Origin of the sequence: Salinigranum marinum (assembly GCF_024228675.1) — an archaeon.
Lineage (GTDB): Archaea > Halobacteriota > Halobacteria > Halobacteriales > Haloferacaceae > Salinigranum > Salinigranum marinum.
In genome coordinates, this window is the sequence record NZ_CP100461.1 from 2,090,897 (window position 1) to 2,111,169 (window position 20,273).

A 20,273-nucleotide genomic window follows, 5' to 3' on the forward strand; every position below is an offset into this window, starting at 1 on the left:
GGGTATGCAACCGCTACAGTTCCTCGTCCCGCTCGACCCACTGGTCGCGGCGGAGTCGATAATCCCGTTCGTCGTGCTCGCGCTGGTGGTGGCGAACATGGTGACGCGTCTCCTCGCACATCGCACGCATGTCAGGCAGGCCGAGGAGGGCGACGACGAACTCGTCTCGCGGTACACGCCCCACACGGTCACGACCGTGCTGCTCATCCTCACGTCGTTCGCGTTCCTGATCGTCGCCCCACACGGCGGCATGGTGATGTCCGTCCTCGTGCTCGGGGTCTTCCTCGCGGACTTCTTCGAGTTCGAGTCCCGCAAGGTGGAAGCGCGTAACGAGATGACGATTGAACGCCCGAAGGCGGCCCTCACGGCCTCGTTCGTGGCGCTTCTGTACGCCGGGTTCCAGAGTCTCTTCTTCGTCGTCGAGCCCATCTGGACGGCGATCATCTGAGCCTCCGCCGGCCGTTCCGGCCGCGCCGTCGCTTCGGTCTCTGTCCCCGTCTCGTTCCCCCGTGATTACCGCACCAGAGAGCACGGGATGTCCCCCCTCGCCGCGTCGTCGTGCGGACTGGTGACTGCGTCGGTCCCTGGGACGGTAAACGGGCCACAGAGTTCACTCCGAGTCTGCACAGTCCACTGAAAGCGGAGCGGACGCGTCCTGCGTCACAGAGGACGAGACGGACGAGCGGGGCAGTGAAGCCACGTACTCTCCGCCGAGTCGTCGCCCGGACCGGTCGCTCGGTCGCCCACACCATCGAATCGCGTGCCGCGTGGGGCCGTGAACGAGACGGGCTTCCGACCCCGGTGGCGTCCCGTGGATGGCCAAACCCGCGCCGCGTGCGCCGTGGAGTCTCGTCGGAGACGGCGGGCTCACACTGCGGTCGGTGGCGGGAAGAGCGGTCGATCCGTGAACGCTGACAGCGCACGCTTTCGCGTGGTCGGCGAAGCCAGAGCCGCAGAACGTGAGGGGGCCGTACCGGCCGGGCGATTACTGCGCGCGGCGGTTCTCGATCGCCTTTCGGGCCTGTCGACCCGCGGGGATCAGCACCCAGAACGTCAGTGCCCCGATGAGCGTGAACCAGAAGAAGACGTCCATCAGCGCAACGCCGAGCGAGTTGTACAGGTCCATCCCCCCGTCCGACACTGGCGCGACGAGCTGCTGGGTGCTCTCGAAGCTCGTCGTCCGGTACCAGCTCGCGAGGACGAGCCACGCGAGGCCGCCGCCGGTGAAGATGCCGAGCCCTTTGATGAATTCGTCAGCCATTGTCCTCACCTTCGTCGGCGTCCTCTTGAGACTTTCCCATCCCCTCGGCACGGAACCGGGTCGCGATCGTGTAGACGCCCGCACCGAACCCGATGACGAGCAGGCCACAGACGGCCAACACGGTGCTCAACACCCCCGTCGGAACCGAGAGCCCGACCGCGCCGAGACCGCCCGCGATGATCGCCCGCAGGAAGCTCACCTGGAGCGTCGCCGCGTCGAGCAGGAAGAAGCCGGCGACGACGGTGACGACCGCGATGAGCGTCGAGAACACGGTGATCGTCTTGTACAGCCGCATCGGCACCTCGATGTCGCGCCGCCCGCGCCGGCCGGTCCCCTCGCTGGTCGGCTGTGTGGTGTCTGTGTCGGAGGTCATCGGTGAACGAAAGCGTGTATTCCGCGAGCCGCGGCGGTTATTTCGGCGGACGCAGGCGGTAGTAGCGACGGTTGAGGTCGTACATGTACCCCTCGCGCATCGTCTTCAGCACCGCGTAGGCGACGATCCCCGCGACGACGGGCAGGAGGAACGTCAGGTCGAACAGCAGGTCGACGTTCATCGGCATGAGGTTCTTCACCGACAGCAGCGAGATGGTGAAGGCGAAGACGATGCCGAGCACGCCGACGGCGGCCCAGAACGGCTGCTCGACGGGTCTGCGCGCGCTCCCTTTGTTGAGGAAGGGAACGATGGCGACGAAGCCGACGACGACCAGGTTAGCGAGCACGCCGTACGTCCGGTCGGCCATGATCTTCTGCCCGCCGAGGATGGCGAGCTCGGGGTTGAGCGGGTTGAGCTTGAGCAGGCCGAACGACCAGTACAGATACCAGTCGGGCAGGATGATCGCCGGTGTCGACGAGGGGTTCGCCGGCGGGCCGATGTGTGGCGGCATCGTCGCCGACAGGAAGAGGATCATCCCCACGAAAAAGGACGTGATCGAGAGGTTACGGATGACCTCGTGGGGCCACGTCGGGAAGCCGAGCACGTCGCGTTCGACGTACGTCGACTCCTGGCGGAGGTCCTGATCCTCGCGGCGGGCGCGCTCGAAGTACTCGTACGTGAGCCGGGACAGTCCCGTCTTGCGGGCCTTGCGCTCGCCCCACGTCGGCGTCTCGTCGTCCGGCGGCACCGCGAGACTCCCGGAGCCGTCGGCCATCGGTTCGTTCTCGTCCTCGGTTGGAGTGTCTTGGTTGCTCATGATCTTGGATCAGTGCGGTTCCGCGATGCCCTGCACCCAGACGATGCCGATGTGGATCGCGATGAGCGTCGTGACGACGAACGGGAGCAAGAACACGTGGAGGATGTACATCCGTTGGAGCGTGGCCTGGCTCAGCGTGAAGCCGCCGAACAGCAGCTGGGCGACCCACTCGCCGGCCAGCGGGATCGACAGCGACATCTCGACGCCGATCTGCCCGGCCCAGAAGGCCAGCTGGTCCCACGGCAGCAGGTAGCCGGTGTAGCCGAACACCATCGTCAGGCTGATCAGGACGATGCCGAGGATCCAGTTGAGTTCGCGCGGCTCCTTGTACGCCCCCGTGAAGTACACGCGGAGCATGTGCAGGAACACCGCGGCGACCATCACCTGTGCGGACCAGCGGTGGATGGAGCGGAGCATGAACCCGAACTGCAGGTCGCGCATGATGAAGGCGATGCTGTTGTACGCGGTCGTGGGGTCTCCCGTGGTGGCGGGGCTGTAATAAAAGCCCAGCAGGGCACCCGAGATCGCCGCGACGACGTACGCGAGCGTCGAGAACAGCCCGAGCGTGTACAGCGGGTACCAGTACCAGAACTTGTTGTCGAGGTTGTACTGTTCGGTGTGGCTCTTCGGCATCTGGAGGTTAACCCGGTAGTACAGCGTCTCCATCAGCTCCAGGTAGTCGACGATCCGCAGCCGCTTGTCGACGTAGATGAGGCCGAACAGGAAGAACTGCTCGACCTTCGTGAGGTCCTCCTTGGACTTCAACCAGGCCTTGTGGTCGTACTCGTCTTTCTTTTCTAAGCTCATGTTATCGCTTGTAGTATGGGTAGATCGCGCGCTTTACGGTGTCCCACGCACCGGTTCCGATGGTCGTTCCGTCGACGTCTTCCTCGCGGATGTAGAGGTCTTCCCACTTGCGCCGACGCTTCTTGACGATCATCACGTCCGGCAGGAACTCCTTCCGGTAGAGCGCGAGGATGAACGCCAGATCGACGAAGATCACCGCGAGGACGCCGCCCAGGAACATGTTCCCCGTGTCGGTCAGGCCCCACCCGGAGACCAGCCCGAAGGTGAAGAGGAACACGAAGACGACCTCGATCACCGTCAGGAGGACGATGCCGATGGCCGCCGCGGTCGACTCCCGAGCGGACTCGTAGCGGTGGATGTCACCGTACGTACTGCCGGACGACGACATCACTCACCACCTCCCGTGTTGCCCGTGTTCGGCGACTCGCCGTACTTCAGGATGTAGAAGGTGTAGATGATGGTGACGATGATGCCGAGAATGGTCGCCGAGCCGACCCAGTGCGCCTGGATCGGGACGCCGAGCTCCTCCAGCTCCTTCTCGCCACCGCCTCCACCCGTCTCGACCGTCGGAACCTCGCCGCCGACGGCGACGGCCCCTTTCATCCCGAGCGCGAGGTGCGGATCGCAGTAGTAGTTCGTGATGCCGGCGTCGCCCTCCTCGAACGTGTACTCGTAGTTGACGCCGGCTTCCGAGACCGCCGCGCCCGAGTCGAGGCTCGCGGGACCGCTGTCGGCGATGACGTTGTGGCCGCCACCCTCGCCGGTCCACTCGAACTTGACGGTCGTCCCGGGGTCGATCCAGATGCCCGCGGGGGCGAACGCGAGGTTGCCACCGTTGCCGCTGGCGCCGACCTCCACGGTCACCTCACCGGAGCCGCGCATGTCCTGATACCCGCCGTCGACGCCGTCGAGCCAACTCCCGAAGTCGGGCTGGACGTTCCCGCCTCCACCCTCACCCTCCTGGGCGGCGGCGGTGCCCGTAGCGGCTGTCGCGGCGACGGACGCACCTCCGGCCGTCCGGAGAAAATCCCGCCTGTTCATACAGGACAGCCTCAGGATGGAACGCGCTTAAACCCACCGACTCACCCGCCTCCAGCCGGTTACGTCTCCCCGCTCAGACGCTCTGTGCGCCGGTCTCTCCGGGTTCCTCGCCGCCGACCTCGCTCCCCCCCTCGACGGCGGGACGGTCCTCGTCGAGTGGGGGGAGGAAGTCGGGCCTACTCCCGTCTTCGAGCCCGACCGCACGGAGCCGCGCCCGGTACTCCTCGGAGCGGAAGCGATCCGAGAGCCGGGCGTTGGCGACGACGAAAAAGAGGAAGAAGCCGATGAGGAGGAAAAAGAGCGCCGCCACGGGCGCGACGATAGTGTTGAGGTCCGTGACGAGCCACGCCCCCAGGAGCGCCAGCCCCCCGAGCACCTGCGCGAACGCGACCGCCTGGAGCATCAGGTTGCCGAACTCCCCGGAGCCCTCGGGCACCTCGTCGGGGGCGGGGAGACCGACGTTCGCCGGCGGCTCCTGCACGTCGTAGTCGTCCATCGAACAGAGCGCGACGGTCGGCGTCACGTCTCTGAGGACGGTCCCCGTGCCCTCGACGCTCCCGTCGGGGTAGACGACGGCGTACCCCTCGTCGGAGTACGCGACGAGCCGTGGCTCGCCCTCCTGGGTGTAACGCTCGACGATCGCGAAGACGTCCCGCGAGGCCACGCGGTTGAGGAGGTCCTTTTCAACTCTGTCGAGGAGTTCCGGGCCGACGATCCACGACCCGGGGTCGAACGCCGCCTCCCACTCCTCGACGGTCATCTCGGCCATGTCCGCGGGACCGAAGTTGTCGAAGTCGTACTTCTCTTCGACCTGTCGGCGGAGGGCTTCGAGGTCCTGATCGGTGTCGGGGCTGTTCCCGGGCTGGGCGTCGGTCGCGGTGTCGCCATCGGAGTCCACGCTGTCGGGCGCTGCTGCCGCGTCGGGTGGCTCCTCACCCACTGGCTCGTCCGAGGCGTCAGTCATCGTTCGAGGTTGGGCCGCTGTCCCGTTAAGCGGTTCGCTCCGCGCTCGCGCGAGCGGAGGTTCACGCTGTGACCACACAGTGACCGGGTGCGCTCTCGTCGCTGCCGACCGGCGAGTCACCGGCACCGAACCGATCTCGACCCCCCGCACCGAAACAGTTGACTCGCTGGCGCACTAGTTACTATCATGACAGATTCGGTGATCGTCCTCGACATGCTGAACGACTTCGTGACCGGCGCGATCGCCGCCGAGCGCGCCGAGCGGATCATCCCGACACTACGGGACGAACTCCTCCCGGCCGCCCGCGAACACGGCGTTCGGGTGATCTACGCCAACGACGCCCACCGCCCGGAGGACTTCGAACTCGCAGTGTGGGGGCCGCACGCGATGCGGGGGACCGAAGGCGCGGAGGTGATTCCCGAACTGACGCCGGCCGACGAGGACGACGTCTTCGAGAAGCGCTTTTACGACGCGTTCTACGAGACCGGGCTCGACCAGCACCTCCGGAGCCTCGGGGTGGACCGCGTCGTCACCGTCGGACTGCACACGAACATGTGCGTCCGGCACACGTCGGCGAGCGCGTTCTTCAACGGCTACGATATCGCCGTCTCCGCCGACTGCGCCGACGCGTTCTCCGAGGACGAACACGAACGAGGGCTGGCGTACCTCGACTACGTGTACGACGCCGAGATCACGACCGCCGCCGACCTCGTCGACGGGTGGGAGTCCGCGGCCCACTAGGAGCGATCGGCCGCCGGGTCACGGTCGCGGTTGCGGTCGCGCCGGCGATCGAAGCCGCACCCTTTACACACCCGCATTCCGTAGCCGACTCGATGGCAAGCGAGTCGACGTACGCCACGATCGCGGCCCTCCTCGTCACGTCGAGTCTCCCCTTCTACCTCTACGGGGCCTGGATCATGATCGACGCCGAGACGGTCACGTGGAACGTCCTCGTCCACCACCTGAAGTTCATCGTCCCCGGGCTGGTGCTCAACACGGTGCCCGTCGTGACGTGGATGATACCCCGCCTGCTCAACCAGCTGAGCGGGCTGTCGGCGCTGCACGCCATTTTGGGGCTGCAGGCGTACGCGATGCTCGTCTTCGCGCTCACCGGCATCGTCCGCATCTTTCAGGCCAAGCGTCGGGCGAACCTCTACCACGACCCCGACCCGGACGTCGACCTCGACGACCTCCACGAGAACATGGGCGCGTGGCGTGGACGGTTGCGAATCGGCGTCTTCGGCTACGTGCTCTTCTGGTTCGGCGCGTGGCTTCTGGGACTGTACCGGTACGTCACGGGCTACATGCTCGGCTCGGGGCTTGGGTAGCGAACGGATGTGCGGGGAGGCGGGCCGGAGAGACATCGTGACGGATGAAAGTGAACTCAGAGAGACATCGTGACGGGTGAAACCGTGGTCATCGGGCGGTCACCAGTGCGGTGACGCCACACCCTCCCCAGCCGATTGCGCGTGAAGTCGCGGCCGGAGCCGCGACCGTCACACGCCACCGCGGTGAATCAGTTCGGTCGGAGGCAGGTGGAGAGAGCGAGGCCACGCCGCCCTGACGCTCGTATCGTCTTCTCCGTCCGGACCCCTGGACTGAAGCTATGCCCGATGTGGCCAGTGACGCCGTCGATCCGTTCTCACCACGCCTCGCCGCTCGCCAGATCCACGTCGTGGTCCCGCTTCGAGGAGGGGCAGACGTCTTCGAGCACGCACTCCGCACAGGAGGGGTTGCGAGCGTCACAGACGGCTCGACCGTGACTGATGAACAGGTGGGTGAGCTGCTGCCAGTCGGCCTCGGGGACGATCCCCATGAGATCCGTCTCGATTCGCTCCGGCCTATCCTCCTCGGTGAGGCCGAGGCGACGTGAGAGCCGCCGGACGTGGGTGTCGACGACGATCCCCTCGACCACGTCGTGGCCGTGCTGGAGGACGACGTTCGCGGTCTTCCGACCCACCCCGGAGAGGTCGGTGAGCTCGCCCATCGTGTCGGGGACCTCGCCGTCGTGTTCGGCGACGAGCGTCTCGCCGGTGGACGTGAGATAGCCCGCCTTGTTGTTGTGGAAGGTGATGCCGTAGATGTCCTCGGCCAGTTCCGCCTCGTCCGCGTTCGCGTAGTCGGCGGCCGTGCGGTACTTCTCGAACAGCTCCGCCGTGACCTCGTTGACCCGCTCGTCGGTACACTGCGCGGAGAGGACGACGGCGACGAGGAGTTCGAGCCGGTTGGAGAAGTTCAGCGAGATGGTCGTGTCGGGGTACTCCTCGTAGAGGCGGTCGAGGATCTCCTCGGCCTGCGCCTCGCGGGAGTCGCGTGGGGTTCCCATACTCGGGGGTTCCACGGTGGAGACATGAGTGGTTCGGAGTCCGGCTCGGGAGTGAGGGGTAACGTGCGGAGTCCCGCTCGGGTGAGAGGGCGAGGGGTAACGTTTTCTCGCCCGCACCCGACGTGGGCGTATGACCGAGACCGACGACGAGGGTGGACTCGGCGGCTTCGACCACGACGCCTGGCGGACGCTCGCGGGGGCCGGGGTCGGCTACGGCGTCGTCCTCCTCGCGATGTTCCTCGCGCTGTTCGTCGTTCCCTTCCTGGTGTTTCTCGCGCTCTGATACACCTATACTTATCTAATATTTCTCACGCGCTGACACTCGGCCGGGGCTGCCGCAACCCCCGCCGGCTTACCCCGCTCGGCCCCGACGCTCGTGGTGTATGACAGAGACACGTCTGCGAACCCGGCTCCGTGACGGCGAACCGGTCAGCGGCTACTGGACCACGCTCGCCGATCCCGCGGTCCCCGAACTCGTCGCCGAGACGGGGTTCGACTTCGTCGTCGTCGACACCGAGCACACGCCGTCGAACCTGGAGACCGTCGCGAACGGCCTCCGCGCGATCGACGCGGCGTCGACCGAAGCCACCGGCGTCGTCCGCGTCCCGTGGAACGATCAGGTGAAGATCAAACGGGTCCTCGATCTCGACCCCGCGGGCGTGATGGCGCCGATGATCTCGACCCCCGAGGAAGCGACCGAGTTCGTCGCCGCGACGCGCTACCCCCCTCGGGGAGTGCGCGGGATCGGCGTCGGCCGGTCGGCCGGCTACGGGCGGGACGTCGGGGGGCAGGTCGAGCGCGGCGACGCCGACCTCGTCAGGGTCGCACAGATCGAGACCGAGCCCGGCGTCGAGAACGTCGGCGAGATCGCCGCGGTCGAGGGGCTCGACGCGCTCTTCATCGGTCCGGCGGACCTCTCGGCGGCGTTGGGGTCGTTCGGCGACCACGGCGACGAGTTCGAGGATGCCGTCTCCCGCGTCCTGGACGCCGGAAGCGAACACGACACGCCGGTCGGGACGCTCGCGACGAGCACCGACGACGTCGAGCGGTGGGTCGAGTGGGGCTTCGACTACGTCATCTGTGGGGTCGACACGCTCGATCTGGTTCGGGGTGCGGACGCGGCGCTGACGGCCCACGAGGCGGCGCGGGAGTAGAACGCACACCGAGCGCGAGCGAGCACCGAGGCGCTCGCTCGCGGGTTTTTGTCCGAGCTTTTCCCGACGAGTGGGACGCGAGCGAAGCGAGCGTCCCCGAGGTCTCCGAAGATCGGAGATTTCGGGATGCAGAGACGGGTTCGCCGTCTCTTAGCGAGGTAAAACGGTCGAGTTACGCGAACGCGCGGGAGACGTCGCCGTCCTCGTCGGCTTCGGCCTGGACCTTCTCCCAGGCACCGACGAGGTCCTCCATGTAGACCTCGGTGCGGTCGTCGCGGATGGCGAACATGCCGGCCTCGGTACAGACGGCCTTGATGTCCGCGCCCGAGGCGTGCTCGGTGAGTTCCGCGAGGTGGGCGAAGTCGACGTCGTCGGAGACGTTCATATTGCGGGTGTGGATCTGGAAGATGATCTCACGGCCCTCGACGTTGGGCTTGGGCACCTCGATGAGGCGGTCGAACCGCCCGGGGCGGAGGATGGCCGAGTCGAGCATGTCGAAGCGGTTGGTGGCGGCGATGATCCTGATCTCGCCGCGCTCGTTGAAGCCGTCCATCTCCGAGAGGAGTTGCATCATCGTCCGCTGGACCTCCGCGTCACCGGAGGTCTTCGAGTCCGTCCGCTTCGAGGCGATGGCGTCGATCTCGTCGATGAACAGCACCGCGGGCTCGTTCTCGCGGGCGACCTCGAAGAGATCGCGGACGAGTTTCGCCCCCTCGCCGATGAACTTGTGGACGAGTTCGGAGCCGGCCATCTTGATGAACGTCGCGTCGGTCTGGTTGGCGACGGCCTTCGCCAGCATCGTCTTTCCTGTCCCTGGAGGGCCGTACAGCAGGACGCCGGAGGGTGGGTCGATACCCACTTCGGTGAACATCTCGGGGCGTTCGAGCGGCATCTCGACCGTCTCGCGGACCTCGTTGAGCTGGTCTTCGAGCCCGCCGATGTCCTCGTACGTGACGTCGGGACTGTGTTCGACCTGCATCACGCGTGCACGCACGTCGGTCTCGTTATCGAGCCGCTTGACGATAGAGAGAGAGTTGTTGACGGCGACGCGAGCGTCGGGTTCGAGCTCCTCCCGCATCTCCTCCGTGACTTCGGTCAGCGCCTCCTGGTTGTTGCCGTGCTGTTTGATCACGACGCCGTCGTCGTTGATCTCCTGCACCGTGGCGACGAACAGCGGAGACTGCTTGAGCTTCTTGTTCTCGTGCGTGAGTCGCTCGAGCTTCTGCTGGTACTTGTTGTTCTCCGCGTTCGCGTCGAGGAGCTTGTCCCGCATCTCCTCGTTCTGCCGTTCGAGAACTTCGAGGCGCTCTTCCAGCGCCTCGATCATCTCCTGTTGCGATGCAGCCTCCTCGTCGTACGGGAGGTCGACATCGTCGACCGTATCGGTCATCGTACGTGGTAAGGCACAAGGTCATAAGAGGCTTCGGGTCGGGCCGAAACCCGACCGCCTGTTCGGTCCGCAGAGCGGCTCTGTCGGGCGTTAGCCACGCTATATTACTAAAAGTAATAAAACAGATTAACAAATATTATTAGTCTGTATCTCGCTAGCTGGTAGTACACATGAGCACGTCCGAGGCACTCGCGGGGTCGGAGTCGGAAGCGAAGGCGGACCGCTGGGAACCCGTTCGGGACCTCCCGCCCAGCGCGAAACTGGTCGCGAAGGTCCTCGACTACGAGGACACTCTCACCCAGTCACAGATCGCCGAAGAGACGCTCCTCCCCGCCCGGACCGTCCGCTACGCGCTGACTCGGCTCGAAGACGCCGGCGTCGTCAGTTCGCGGTTCTCCTTCTCCGACGCGCGCAAACGGCTCTACCGGCTAACGGTCTGATCGGGCGTACCTACCGACCTGGTCTGGCTTGCTGGCGGACAGTCCGGTCGCGTTCCACTCCGTCGACGCCGGGTCCGGTGTCCGACCGCTCCCGCCCACGAGTTCAAATACCGAGCCGCAGCCACGACTCCCGTGGCGGACACGACAGAGGTCGCGGCGACGAACGTGCCCTTCGCGCGCTCGTCGCCGACGACGTGGCCGACAGCGATCGTCCCGAAACCGTGGTCGACGAGGCGACCCGCGCGACCGAGTGCGTCGAGAGCGCGGCCCGGTTTCTCGCGACCGACGGCGTCGACCGACTGGCTCGCGCCGTCGCCGGAGCCGTCCGCGACGGCGACGACGACACCGTCCGCCGGGGTCGTGAGTCGCTCTCGGCGCTTCGGGCGTTCGAGTCGGCGCTCGACGGCCGCGTGACCGACGACGACGGTGTCGTGGGGTCCGACGCGGGACGCCCGCGCACGGACCCGTCCGCCGAGCACTCCGAGCACTCTGGACACCTCGAGCACGCTCCGGACCACTTTCACCCCGCTCGCGGAACGGTTTTAGGTGGCGATGGCAAACGGGGTGACAGATGAGACGAGGTGACAGATGACCCGAGTCGTCCACACGGGCGACACGCACCTCGGGTACCAGCAGTACCACTCGCCGACGCGGCGGCAGGACTTCCTCGACGCCTTCCGGCAGGTGGTCGACGACGCGGTCGCCGAGGAGGTGAGCGCGGTCGTCCACGCCGGCGACCTCTTCCACGACCGCCGGCCGGCGCTACCGGACCTCCTCGGGACGCTCTCGGTGCTCCGGCGGCTCTCGGAGGTGGGGATCCCGTTCCTCGCGGTCGTGGGGAACCACGAGTCGACGCGCGGGGGGCAGTGGCTCGACCTGTTCGAGCGACTGGGGCTCGCCACGCGACTGGGGTCGGAGCCCGAGGTCGTCGATGACGTCGCCTTCTACGGGCTCGACCACGTCCCGCCGTCGAAACGGGACGACCTCGACTACGCGTTCGACCCCCACGGGGCGGCGTCGGCCGTCCTCGTCGCCCACGGCCTCTTCACCCCCTTCGCGCACGCCGACTGGGAGACGGAGACCGTCCTCGCCGAGGCAACCGTCGACTTCGACGCGGTCCTCCTCGGCGACAACCACGCGCCGGGCGTCGAACGGGTCGACGGCACGCCCGTGACGTACTGCGGGTCGACCGAGCGCGTCTCCGCGGCCGAGCGCGACGGCCGCGGCTACAACCTCGTCAGCTTCGGTGACGCGGTGGACATCCGACGACGTGCCGTCGAGACGCGACCGTTCGTCTTCGTCGAGGTCACGCTCGCCGAGCGCGAGGGCGAAGACCGCGTGCGCGAGGCGGTCCGCCAGTACGACCTCGCAGACGCCGTCGTCGTCGTCGAGATCACGGGCGACGGCGACCCCGTCACGCCGGCGAGTATCGAGGAACTCGCGACGGAGCGGGGGGCGCTCGTCGCGCGCGTCACCGACCGCCGGGAGTTCGAGACCGCGACGGACGTGGAGACGAGCGTCGACTTCGCGGACCCCGACGAGGCGGTCCGCGAGCGGGTGGCCGAACTGGGGCTCTCGCCGGCGGCGCTCGACGTCGACGACGCAGTCAGGGGAGAGGTCGCGGACACGAACGTCCGCGACACGGTGAAACGACGGATCGAGGAACGACTCGACGACGTCTCGGCGTTCGAGCCCGCATCGCCGGCCGACTCGGCGGCGGGCACGACACCCGCGGAGGAGGTGGACGGAGAGGACACCACGGAGAACGGGGGCAGTGGGAACGAAGAGGAACCCGGCGCCGCGGCAGACGAGGCGACCGCTGGCGGTGCGGCGACCGGACCGACCGGCGAATCGACGGCGACCGCGCGATCGGAGCGTGACGGTGCGGACGGCGACGACGAGGCGGATGGCGACGACGAGGCGGGCGACGGACAGGTCTCGATGGGGGACTTCCTGTGAGGTTCGACCGGCTCCGGCTCACGAACTTCAAGCCGTACGCCGACGCCGACCTCTCGCTCAACGACGGCGTGACGGTAATCCACGGGCTGAACGGGAGCGGGAAGTCCTCGCTCCTGGACGCGTGTTTCTTCGCGCTGTACGGCGCGCGGGCGCTCGACGAGACGCTCGACGACCTCGTCACGACGGGCGCCGAGGAGGCCGAGATCGACCTGTGGTTCACCCACGACGGCGTCTCCTACCACGTCCACCGCCGGCTCAGACGGTCGGGCGAGCGCATCCAGACCGCGGACTGCACGCTCGATGGCCCCGACGCGACGTACGACGGGGCGCGCGACGTGCGCGACCGGATCGCGGGGATGCTCCGGATGGACGCCGACGCGTTCGTCAACTGCGCGTACGTCCGTCAGGGCGAGGTGAACAAGCTCATCAACGCCACGCCCACCGAGCGAGGGACGATGCTCGACGACCTCCTCCAGCTAGGCAAACTGGAGGAGTACCGCGAGCGCGCCGGCCAGGCGCGGCTCGGCGTCGAGGACGTCCGGAGCGAGAAGCGCGGCGCGCTCGACCAGCTCGACGCGACGATCGACGAGTACGAAGCGCGAGAGCTCCCCGAGACGCTGAACACCCTCCGGAGCCAGCGGTCGGAGGTCGACGCGAAGATCGAGCGGTACGAGGACCAGCGCGAGCGCGCACGAGAGACGCTCGACGAGGCGACGGACGTCCTCGACGCCCACGAGGAGACCCGCGAGGAGCTGGCGCGCCTCGACGACGAGATCGACGACCTCGAAGCGGCGGTTCGGGAGACGGAGGCCGAACGCGACGACATCCGCGACCGCCTCGGCACCGAGCGCGAGCGGATCGACGGCCTCGGCGACGAGATCGACGACCGGCTGGCCGGCACCGACCTCGACGACGCCGCGCCGGAGGCGATCGACGCACGCGTCGAGACGCTGTCGTCGCAGGCCGACGAGCGACGCGAGGAGGCGGCCGACGGGCGAACGCGGGCGAAGGCGCTGGAGACGCAGGCGGAGAACCTCGCGTCGAAGGTCGACGATCTGGCCTCGCGTGCGACCGAGAAGCGCGAGCGGGCGTCGGAGCTCGAGGGGGACGCCGAGACCGCCGCGGCGGAACTCGACGAGCGACGCGAGCAGCTCGCTGACCTCGAATCGGAGGCCGACGAACTCCGTGCGAGCTTCGAGACGGAGCCCGTCGAGCCCGGCGAAGCGGCGTCACACCTCGAATCACTCCGGGAGCGCCTCGACGAGATCCGGGAGCGGCGGGGGGAGGTCGCCGCCGCGCTCGAAGCCGCCCGAAGCCGCGTCGAGGAGGCGGAACGCCTCCGCGAGGCGGGCAAGTGTCCCGAGTGCGGACAGCCCGTCGAGGGCTCGCCGCACGTCGAGCGGCTGGCGGACGACCGTGACCGCGTCGCGGAGCTCGAAGCCGAGTTGGCCGACTGCGAGGCCGACCGCGAGGAGTGTGAGGCGGCGATCGACGAGGCCGAAGAACTCGTCGACCGCGAGGGCCGGATCGAGTCGATCAGTGAGCGGCGGTCGACGCTCGCGCAACTGGTCGACGACCGCGCCGAGAGCGTCGCGGAGACGCGCGACCGCGCCGTCCGGCTGCGCGAGGAGGCCGAGGAGCTCGACTCGCAGGCGAGCGAGGCACGAGAGGCGAGCGAGACGCAGGCCGAACGTGCGGAGACGGTCCGCGCGGAGGCCGCCGAAACCACGGCAGAAGCCGAGCGGCTGGACGAACGGGTCGAGCGGTTGACCGAACTCGCCGAGATCGTCGACGAGCGCGCCGAGGCGGCCGCGACCGTCGAGCGGCTGCGCGAGCGGCGCGAGCGGCTGGCCGACCTGAACGCCGAACGGAACGACCGACTGCAGGAGAAGCGCGAACGCCGCCGCGAACTGGCCGCGGCGGTCGACGAGGAGACCGTCGCGGACGCGCGGGAGAACAAACAGCGGGCCGAGACGTACATCCAGCAGGCCGACGAGACCCTCACGGAGCTACAGGAGCGCCGCGACGCGCTCCAGAGTCGGATCGGGAGCGTCGAGAGCGAACTCGACCAGCTCGACAGCCTCCGCGAGGAGCGCGACGCGCTCGCCGCGCGGGTCGACGGGCTGGACTCGCTCCACGACGAGACCGAGGCGCTGGAGGCGATGTACGGCGACCTCCGCGCCGACCTCCGCCAGCGGAACGTCGAGACGCTCGGGCGGATGCTGAACGAGACGTTCGATCTCGTCTACGGCAACGACGCCTACTCGCACATCCGGCTCGACGGCGAGTACGAACTCACGGTGTTCCAGAAAGACGGCACCGAACTCGCACCCGACCAGCTCTCGGGTGGCGAGCGAGCGCTGTTCAACCTTTCACTGAGATGTGCCATCTACCGCCTCCTCGCGGAAGGGATCGACGGCGCGGCCCCGATGCCGCCGCTCATCCTCGATGAGCCCACCGTCTTCCTCGACTCCGGCCACGTCTCCCGGCTCGTCGATCTGGTCGACGAGATGCGCTCGCTCGGCGTCAGACAGATCGTGATCGTGAGCCACGACGACGAACTCGTCGGCGCGGCCGACGACCTCGTCCGCGTCGAGAAGAACCCGACGTCGAACCGCTCGGCCGTCGAACGGGTCGACGACCCGACCCTCGCGGCTGTCGGCGCGGGCCCCGAACCGGAGTAGCCGCGAACGGCTACGGACGCAAGACGGCTACGGCCTCGCGGGTCGTCTCGGTCGCGTCGTAGCCGCGCTCGCCGGCCACGTCGCGTTCCTCGACGAGGCCCGCCGCGCGGAACTCCAGCAACAGCCCGTGGAGATCGGACTCACAGAGGTCGTACGCCGAGAGGAGTTCGCGGATCCCGATCGGCCCCCGGTCGGCGAGTTCGACCAATAGCCCGAGCGCCTGCTCCGTGTGGGCGGCCGTCACGACGCGTCTGATCGAGTCGGGGACGCCAGCGGCGGCGACGTCGAGCGCCGACGCGCCGTCGAGGACCGTGAGTTCCCCGTTCGGGAGATACCGTTTTTCGCCCGTCTCGGGGTCGCGGACGAGGCTCGACTCGCTCGACCGCTTCACGAGGAGATACCGCGTCCCGTCCGTGTCGCACACCGTTCGCATGGGCATACGGAGCCGCTCGCCCCGCTTATCCGTTCCGCTCGGGCGCGGAGACGGAGACGGACTCGGACTCGGCGTCGGTCGTAACGTCCGGCTGGCACCCTACCGGACTCGGTCGGCGCGTCATTCATCGGGCCGGCCGAGCCGCCCCGCAGAGGCGGCCCAACCTCGGTGTGGTCACGTATGTGAGCGTGCGGGACGCGGCGGCCCGTCCGGAGGACGGCGGTGCTCCCACGCGAGAGAAGAAACGCGTTCGGCTCAGGCGGCGTCCTTGAGTCGGATCGCCGCGCTGGCTTCGACCCACGCGAGCGGGTTCTCGGCGTCGAAGAAGACGACGCCGTCGTCGACCTCGTATGTCTCGATGTCGACGGCCGGGTCGTGGTCGTCGGAGCGATCCCGCCTGTCGGCACGAGTCGGGTCTGACATCGCCTCATGGTATGACGTACCATGTCATATGTCTTTCTTTCGCGACGGAATTTGTCCCCCGACCCGCGGGGCCCACTGACGCGCGGACGCGGGGGGAAAGACTGGGTTTTTAGCCGGGAGCGGCGAAGAGTGGCTACATGGATCAGACGGACTTCGGTGACTTCTCCACACCCACCGAGGCGGCGGACGACGGCGGGGGTGACGGCGATCACCCGACCGAGTCCGGCGGTGATGGGGATCGCCCGGACGAGTCGGCCATCGCGCAGGCGGTCGCCGGGAACGGCGGGCCACAGGTCACGGAGGTGGTCGCGGACGACCGGGCGGGCTACCCCGAGGCCGACGGTGTCGTCGATCTGATGGTCACGCAGGTCGACTACACCATCGAGGGCCAGGGGCGCGACGAGTACCCCGTCATCCACGTCTTCGGGCGGACGCCCGACAACGAACCCGAACACGTCCGCGTCCTCGGCTTCGAGCCCTACTTTTACGCGCCGACGGAGACGCTCTCCGACGCCGACCTCGACCGCGACGTCATCACCCGAACCGAGGAGGGGTACGAGAGCATCCGGGGGGAGTCGCTGACGAAGATCTGTACGCGGACGCCACGGGACGTCGGCCAGATCCGCGACGACTTCGAACACTACGAGGCGGACATCCTCTTCCCCAACCGGTTGCTCATCGACAAGGACGTCGGGAGCGGGATCCGCGTCCCGGCTCGACGGCTGGAGTCGGGATCGGTCCAGGTGCCACACGAGGAGGTCGAGGCGCACGACGTCGACGCCGACCTCCGCGTGAACACGTTCGACATCGAGGTCGACGACCGCAACGGCTTCCCCGAGGACGGCGAGGAGCCGGTCGTCTGTCTCACCAGCCACGACTCCTACCGGGACCAGTACGTCGTCTGGCACGCGGTCGCCCCTGAGGGCAACGGCGAGTCCGTCGAAGCGCTGACCGGGTACGACCCGCTCGGCGAAGGGATCGACGTGGAGGTCCGGTCGTTCGCCGACGAGGACGCGATGCTCGACGCCTTCCTCGCCTACATCGAGGAGACCGACCCCGACGTCCTGACCGGGTGGAACTTCGAGGACTTCGACGCCCCCTACCTGTTGGACCGTCTGGAGGTGCGGAACCCCCGGACCGACCGTGATCTCGCCATCGAACGGCTCTCGCGGGTCGGCGAGGTGTGGCGCGGCGGTTGGGGTGGTCCCGACGTGAAGGGTCGCGTGGTGTTCGACCTGCTGTACGCGTACAAGCGGACGCAGTTCACCGAACTCGAATCGTACAGGCTCGACGCCGTCGGCGAGCTCGAACTCGACGCGGGCAAAGAGCGGTACTCGGGCGACATCGGCGACCTCTGGGAGCAAGAGCCGGAACGCCTGCTGGAGTACAACCTCCGCGACGTCGAACTCTGTGTCGAGATCGACCGCAAGCAGGAGGTCATCGCTTTCTGGGACGAGGTGCGATCGTTCGTCGGCTGCAAACTCGAAGACGCTCCCACGCCGGGAGATACGGTCGACATCTACGTCCTCCACAAGGTCCACGACGAGTTCGCCCTGCCGTCGAAAGGCACGGTAGAAAGCGAAGAGTACGAGGGTGGTGCGGTGTTCGAGCCCATCGTCGGCGTCAAGGAGAACGTCACGGTGCTCGACCTCAAGTCGCTGTACCCGATGTGTATGGTGACGATCAACGCCTCGCCGGAGACGAAGGTCGACCCCGAGACGTACGGGGGCGAGACGTACCGTGCACCCAACGGCACCCACTTCCGGCGGGAGCCGGACGGGATCATCCGGGAGATGGTCGACGAACTCTTGGATGAGCGCGAGCAGAAGAAGGCGCTGCGGAACGACCACGACCCCGACTCCCAGGCGTACGAGCAGTTCGACCGCCAGCAAGCGGCGGTGAAAGTCATCATGAACTCGCTGTACGGCGTGCTGGGCTGGGACCGCTTCCGGCTGTACGACAAGGAGATGGGTGCGGCGATCACCGCCACCGGGCGCGAGGTGATCCAGTTCACCGAGGAAGTGGCGAGCGGACTGGACTACCAGGTCGCGTACGGGGACAGCGTGACCGGGGACCGACCGATCGTCGTCAAAGATCCCAGCGACACTGTCCGTATCCTCCCTATTCGAGAACTGTTCGCTCGCGGCGAACACACGTCGGATCGTTCCCTGCTCGTCACGGCCGACGGCGGACCCGTCGCGAGCGCGGAACTGGGAAAGGAACGTCGGATGATCGAAGGGTGGGAGGCGCTCTCGGTTAGTGATAAAGGGAACGCGGAGTGGCAACCGATCACGCAGGCGATCCGACACGAGACCGACAAGTCAGTCGTGACTCTCCAGCACAAGTTCGGCGAATCGACGACGACGCGAGACCACTCGTACGTCGTCGAGCGCGATGGTCGCCTCGTCGAGCGTTCGCCGAACGATGTCGAGAGCCCGCTCCGTGTCCCGGGCGTGCCCGACGTGACCGAAAGGGACTCTGTCGACGTGTACGAGGCACTCCGAGGCTATGAACGCGAGCATCTCGATGGGCGAAGCGTCGGCGCGAACGAGGCCAATAAGGAAGTCAAGCGCGTTCAGGCGAACGACGATTGGGTGTGGTTCGGACACGGACACCACGTTCACCAGTCTAAAACGGTCCGAGTCAGGCGGTATATCGACCTCGAAAGCGAGGACGGGCAAGCGCTGATCAGACTGCTCGCGGCGTACGTGTCGGAAGGGAGCGCCTCGACGGTCGAGACGACCGATACCAAGTGTGGAGCGAGTATCGCCGAGTCACGGGGCGATTGGCTCGAACAGCTTCAGACCGACTATCACCGACTATTCGACAACACGACTGCGAGTATCTCCGCCAGTGACACCCGGACCGAGCGCTCCGTCGAGTACAGCACGGAGGGCGGGCAGGCGTCGACCACGTACGACGACCGGACATTCAAACTCCAGATGATGAACGAACTCGCGGCCGTGTTCTTCGGCGAGTTCGCCGGCCAGACCTCCCGAAAAAAACGTGTCCCATCGTTCGTCTACCACCTCCCCGATGACCTCCAAGGACTGTTCCTCGACGTACTCGTCGAAGGCGACGGGTCACAGGTGTTCCCGAGGTACACGGACGAGTGTGCCGAGCGTCACTTCGACTTCGAAACCACGAGTCGGGAACTCGCAGGGGGGCTCTCGATGCTCCTCACGCAGCAAAATCGGAAGCACTCATTGAAGTACCGTGAGTCGAACGCGTCGTACACGATTCGGACGTGCGACGACTACCGCGATGGACGGGATCCGGTCCTGACCGATGTCGACTACAACGGGTACGTTTACGATCTGAGCGTCGAGAACAACGAGAACTTCGTCGACGCTGTCGGCGGGATCGTACTGCACAACACCGATTCGGTCATGCTCGAACTCGGCCCCGACGTCTCCAAGCAGGAGGCGATCGATCAGTCGTTCGAGTTGGAGGCGGAGATCAACGCCGCGTACGACCAGTTCGCCCGCGATCGACTCGGGGCGGACGACCACCGCTTCCAGATCGAGTTCGAGAAGCTCTACCGGCGGTTCTTCCAGGCGGGCAAGAAGAAACGCTACGCGGGCCACATCGTCTGGAAGGAGGGTAAGGACGTCGACGACATCGACATCACCGGCTTCGAGTACAAGCGGTCGGACATCGCGCCTGTCACCAAGGAGGTCCAGCGGGAGGTCATCGAGATGATCGTCACCGGGGAACCGACCGACGAGATCAAGACGTACGTCAACGGGATCATCGCGGACTTCTCCGACGGCCACCTCTCGCTCGACGACGTGGGCGTCCCCGGCGGGATCGGCAAGCGGCTCACGGCGTACGAGACCGACACGGCTCACGTGAGGGGGGCGAAGTACGCCAACCTCCTGCTCGGGACGAACTTCGGCCGCGGGTCGAAGCCGAAACACCTGTATCTCGCGAAGGTCCACCCGGACTTCTGGCAGCGGATCGAGTCGAACCACCCCGAGATCGCGGACGACCCGCTCTACCTGGCGTTCAAGCGCGATCCCGACGTCATCTGCTTCGAATACGCCGACCAGGTACCCGAGGAGTTCGTGGTCGACTGGGACAAGATGCTCGACAAGACGCTGAAAGGACCGATCTCCCGCGTCATCGAGGCGCTCGGCATGTCGTGGGACGAGGTGAAAAGCGGCCAGCAACAGACCGGACTCGGATCGTTCATGTAGTC

Annotated in this window: 21 protein-coding genes; 10 read left to right on the forward strand and 11 right to left on the reverse strand. The window is 66.9% G+C overall.

The window, feature by feature from the left end; translation table 11 throughout:
- Positions 1-4: 4 nt before the first annotated feature.
- Complete coding sequence (locus tag NKJ07_RS10330) at positions 5-448, forward strand: DUF7313 family protein (protein ID WP_318566746.1); 444 nt, start codon at positions 5-7, stop codon at positions 446-448.
- Between the two features lie 537 nt (positions 449-985).
- Here the strand turns inward: NKJ07_RS10330 and NKJ07_RS10335 are convergent.
- The 7 genes from NKJ07_RS10335 to NKJ07_RS10365 form a co-directional block, all read right to left on the reverse strand.
- Positions 986-1,261 carry a DUF7314 family protein gene (locus NKJ07_RS10335; RefSeq protein ID WP_318566747.1) on the reverse strand — a complete coding sequence of 92 codons (276 nt, stop codon included), beginning with the start codon at positions 1,259-1,261 and terminating at the stop codon, positions 986-988.
- Positions 1,254-1,634: a DUF7315 family membrane protein gene (locus NKJ07_RS10340; RefSeq protein WP_318566748.1), complete on the reverse strand. Its 381-nt coding sequence runs from the start codon at positions 1,632-1,634 to the stop codon at positions 1,254-1,256. The genes NKJ07_RS10335 and NKJ07_RS10340 overlap by 8 nt, the downstream gene beginning before the upstream one ends.
- 37 nt (positions 1,635-1,671) lie before the next feature.
- A complete protein-coding gene (locus NKJ07_RS10345) occupies positions 1,672-2,451 on the reverse strand; it encodes a cytochrome b family protein (RefSeq protein WP_318566749.1) in 780 nt (259 codons plus the stop codon).
- 9 nt (positions 2,452-2,460) lie between these two features.
- Positions 2,461-3,258 (reverse strand): cytochrome b, encoded by a 798-nt coding sequence (locus NKJ07_RS10350; protein WP_318566750.1) that lies wholly within the window; start codon positions 3,256-3,258, stop codon positions 2,461-2,463.
- A gap of 1 nt (position 3,259) precedes the next feature.
- Positions 3,260-3,646, reverse strand: coding sequence for a DUF7318 family protein (locus NKJ07_RS10355; protein WP_318566751.1), 387 nt, complete (start codon positions 3,644-3,646; stop codon positions 3,260-3,262).
- Entirely contained in the window at positions 3,646-4,299 is a 654-nt protein-coding gene (locus NKJ07_RS10360; RefSeq protein ID WP_318566752.1) for a halocyanin domain-containing protein, read from the reverse strand. The genes NKJ07_RS10355 and NKJ07_RS10360 overlap by 1 nt, the downstream gene beginning before the upstream one ends.
- A 73-nt stretch (positions 4,300-4,372) precedes the next feature.
- On the reverse strand, positions 4,373-5,263 hold the full coding sequence (locus tag NKJ07_RS10365) for a DUF7319 domain-containing protein (RefSeq protein WP_318566753.1): 891 nt from the start codon (positions 5,261-5,263) through the stop codon (positions 4,373-4,375).
- Between the two features lie 186 nt (positions 5,264-5,449).
- Between NKJ07_RS10365 and NKJ07_RS10370 the strand changes: the two genes are divergently transcribed.
- Positions 5,450-6,004 carry a cysteine hydrolase family protein gene (locus NKJ07_RS10370; protein WP_318566754.1) on the forward strand — a complete coding sequence of 185 codons (555 nt, stop codon included), beginning with the start codon at positions 5,450-5,452 and terminating at the stop codon, positions 6,002-6,004.
- A gap of 92 nt (positions 6,005-6,096) precedes the next feature.
- Positions 6,097-6,591, forward strand: coding sequence for a DUF7321 family protein (locus tag NKJ07_RS10375; protein WP_318566755.1), 495 nt, complete (start codon positions 6,097-6,099; stop codon positions 6,589-6,591).
- 314 nt (positions 6,592-6,905) lie between these two features.
- Here NKJ07_RS10375 and nth read toward each other — a convergent pair whose 3' ends face one another.
- Positions 6,906-7,589, reverse strand: coding sequence for an endonuclease III (gene nth / locus NKJ07_RS10380; RefSeq protein ID WP_318566756.1), 684 nt, complete (start codon positions 7,587-7,589; stop codon positions 6,906-6,908).
- A 130-nt stretch (positions 7,590-7,719) separates the two neighbouring features.
- On the opposite strand from nth, the gene NKJ07_RS10385 reads away from it, so the two are divergent.
- Both NKJ07_RS10385 and NKJ07_RS10390 read left to right on the forward strand, forming a co-directional pair.
- The gene (locus tag NKJ07_RS10385; RefSeq protein ID WP_318566757.1) at positions 7,720-7,872 is read left to right on the forward strand and encodes a hypothetical protein; all 153 of its coding nucleotides are present in this window, start codon (positions 7,720-7,722) and stop codon (positions 7,870-7,872) included.
- 100 nt (positions 7,873-7,972) lie between these two features.
- A complete protein-coding gene (locus NKJ07_RS10390; RefSeq protein ID WP_318566758.1) occupies positions 7,973-8,743 on the forward strand; it encodes an HpcH/HpaI aldolase family protein in 771 nt (256 codons plus the stop codon).
- A gap of 172 nt (positions 8,744-8,915) precedes the next feature.
- Here the strand turns inward: NKJ07_RS10390 and pan1 are convergent, their stop codons facing one another.
- Positions 8,916-10,133 (reverse strand): proteasome-activating nucleotidase Pan1, encoded by a 1,218-nt coding sequence (gene pan1 / locus NKJ07_RS10395; protein ID WP_318566759.1) that lies wholly within the window; start codon positions 10,131-10,133, stop codon positions 8,916-8,918.
- Between the two features lie 170 nt (positions 10,134-10,303).
- On the opposite strand from pan1, the gene NKJ07_RS10400 reads away from it, so the two are divergent.
- The 4 genes from NKJ07_RS10400 (at position 10,304) to rad50 (ending at position 15,216) form a co-directional block, all read left to right on the forward strand.
- Positions 10,304-10,573 (forward strand): winged helix-turn-helix domain-containing protein, encoded by a 270-nt coding sequence (locus NKJ07_RS10400; RefSeq protein ID WP_318566760.1) that lies wholly within the window; start codon positions 10,304-10,306, stop codon positions 10,571-10,573.
- 194 nt (positions 10,574-10,767) lie between these two features.
- Positions 10,768-11,148: a DUF7966 family protein gene (locus NKJ07_RS10405; protein ID WP_318566761.1), complete on the forward strand. Its 381-nt coding sequence runs from the start codon at positions 10,768-10,770 to the stop codon at positions 11,146-11,148.
- Positions 11,149-11,161: 13 nt separating this feature from the next.
- A complete protein-coding gene (gene mre11 / locus NKJ07_RS10410; RefSeq protein WP_318566762.1) occupies positions 11,162-12,532 on the forward strand; it encodes a DNA double-strand break repair protein Mre11 in 1,371 nt (456 codons plus the stop codon).
- Positions 12,529-15,216 (forward strand): DNA double-strand break repair ATPase Rad50, encoded by a 2,688-nt coding sequence (rad50, locus tag NKJ07_RS10415; RefSeq protein WP_318566763.1) that lies wholly within the window; start codon positions 12,529-12,531, stop codon positions 15,214-15,216. The genes mre11 and rad50 overlap by 4 nt, the downstream gene beginning before the upstream one ends.
- Before the next feature lie 10 nt (positions 15,217-15,226).
- Here rad50 and NKJ07_RS10420 read toward each other — a convergent pair whose 3' ends face one another.
- A complete protein-coding gene (locus NKJ07_RS10420) occupies positions 15,227-15,649 on the reverse strand; it encodes a DUF7346 family protein (protein ID WP_318566764.1) in 423 nt (140 codons plus the stop codon).
- 255 nt (positions 15,650-15,904) lie between these two features.
- The gene (locus NKJ07_RS10425; RefSeq protein WP_318566765.1) at positions 15,905-16,072 is read right to left on the reverse strand and encodes a DUF7331 family protein; all 168 of its coding nucleotides are present in this window, start codon (positions 16,070-16,072) and stop codon (positions 15,905-15,907) included.
- A 137-nt stretch (positions 16,073-16,209) separates the two neighbouring features.
- On the opposite strand from NKJ07_RS10425, the gene NKJ07_RS10430 reads away from it, so the two are divergent.
- Positions 16,210-20,271, forward strand: a complete 4,062-nt coding sequence (locus tag NKJ07_RS10430) for a DNA polymerase domain-containing protein (protein ID WP_318566766.1) — start codon at positions 16,210-16,212, stop codon at positions 20,269-20,271.
- The last annotated feature ends 2 nt before the right edge of the window (positions 20,272-20,273 follow it).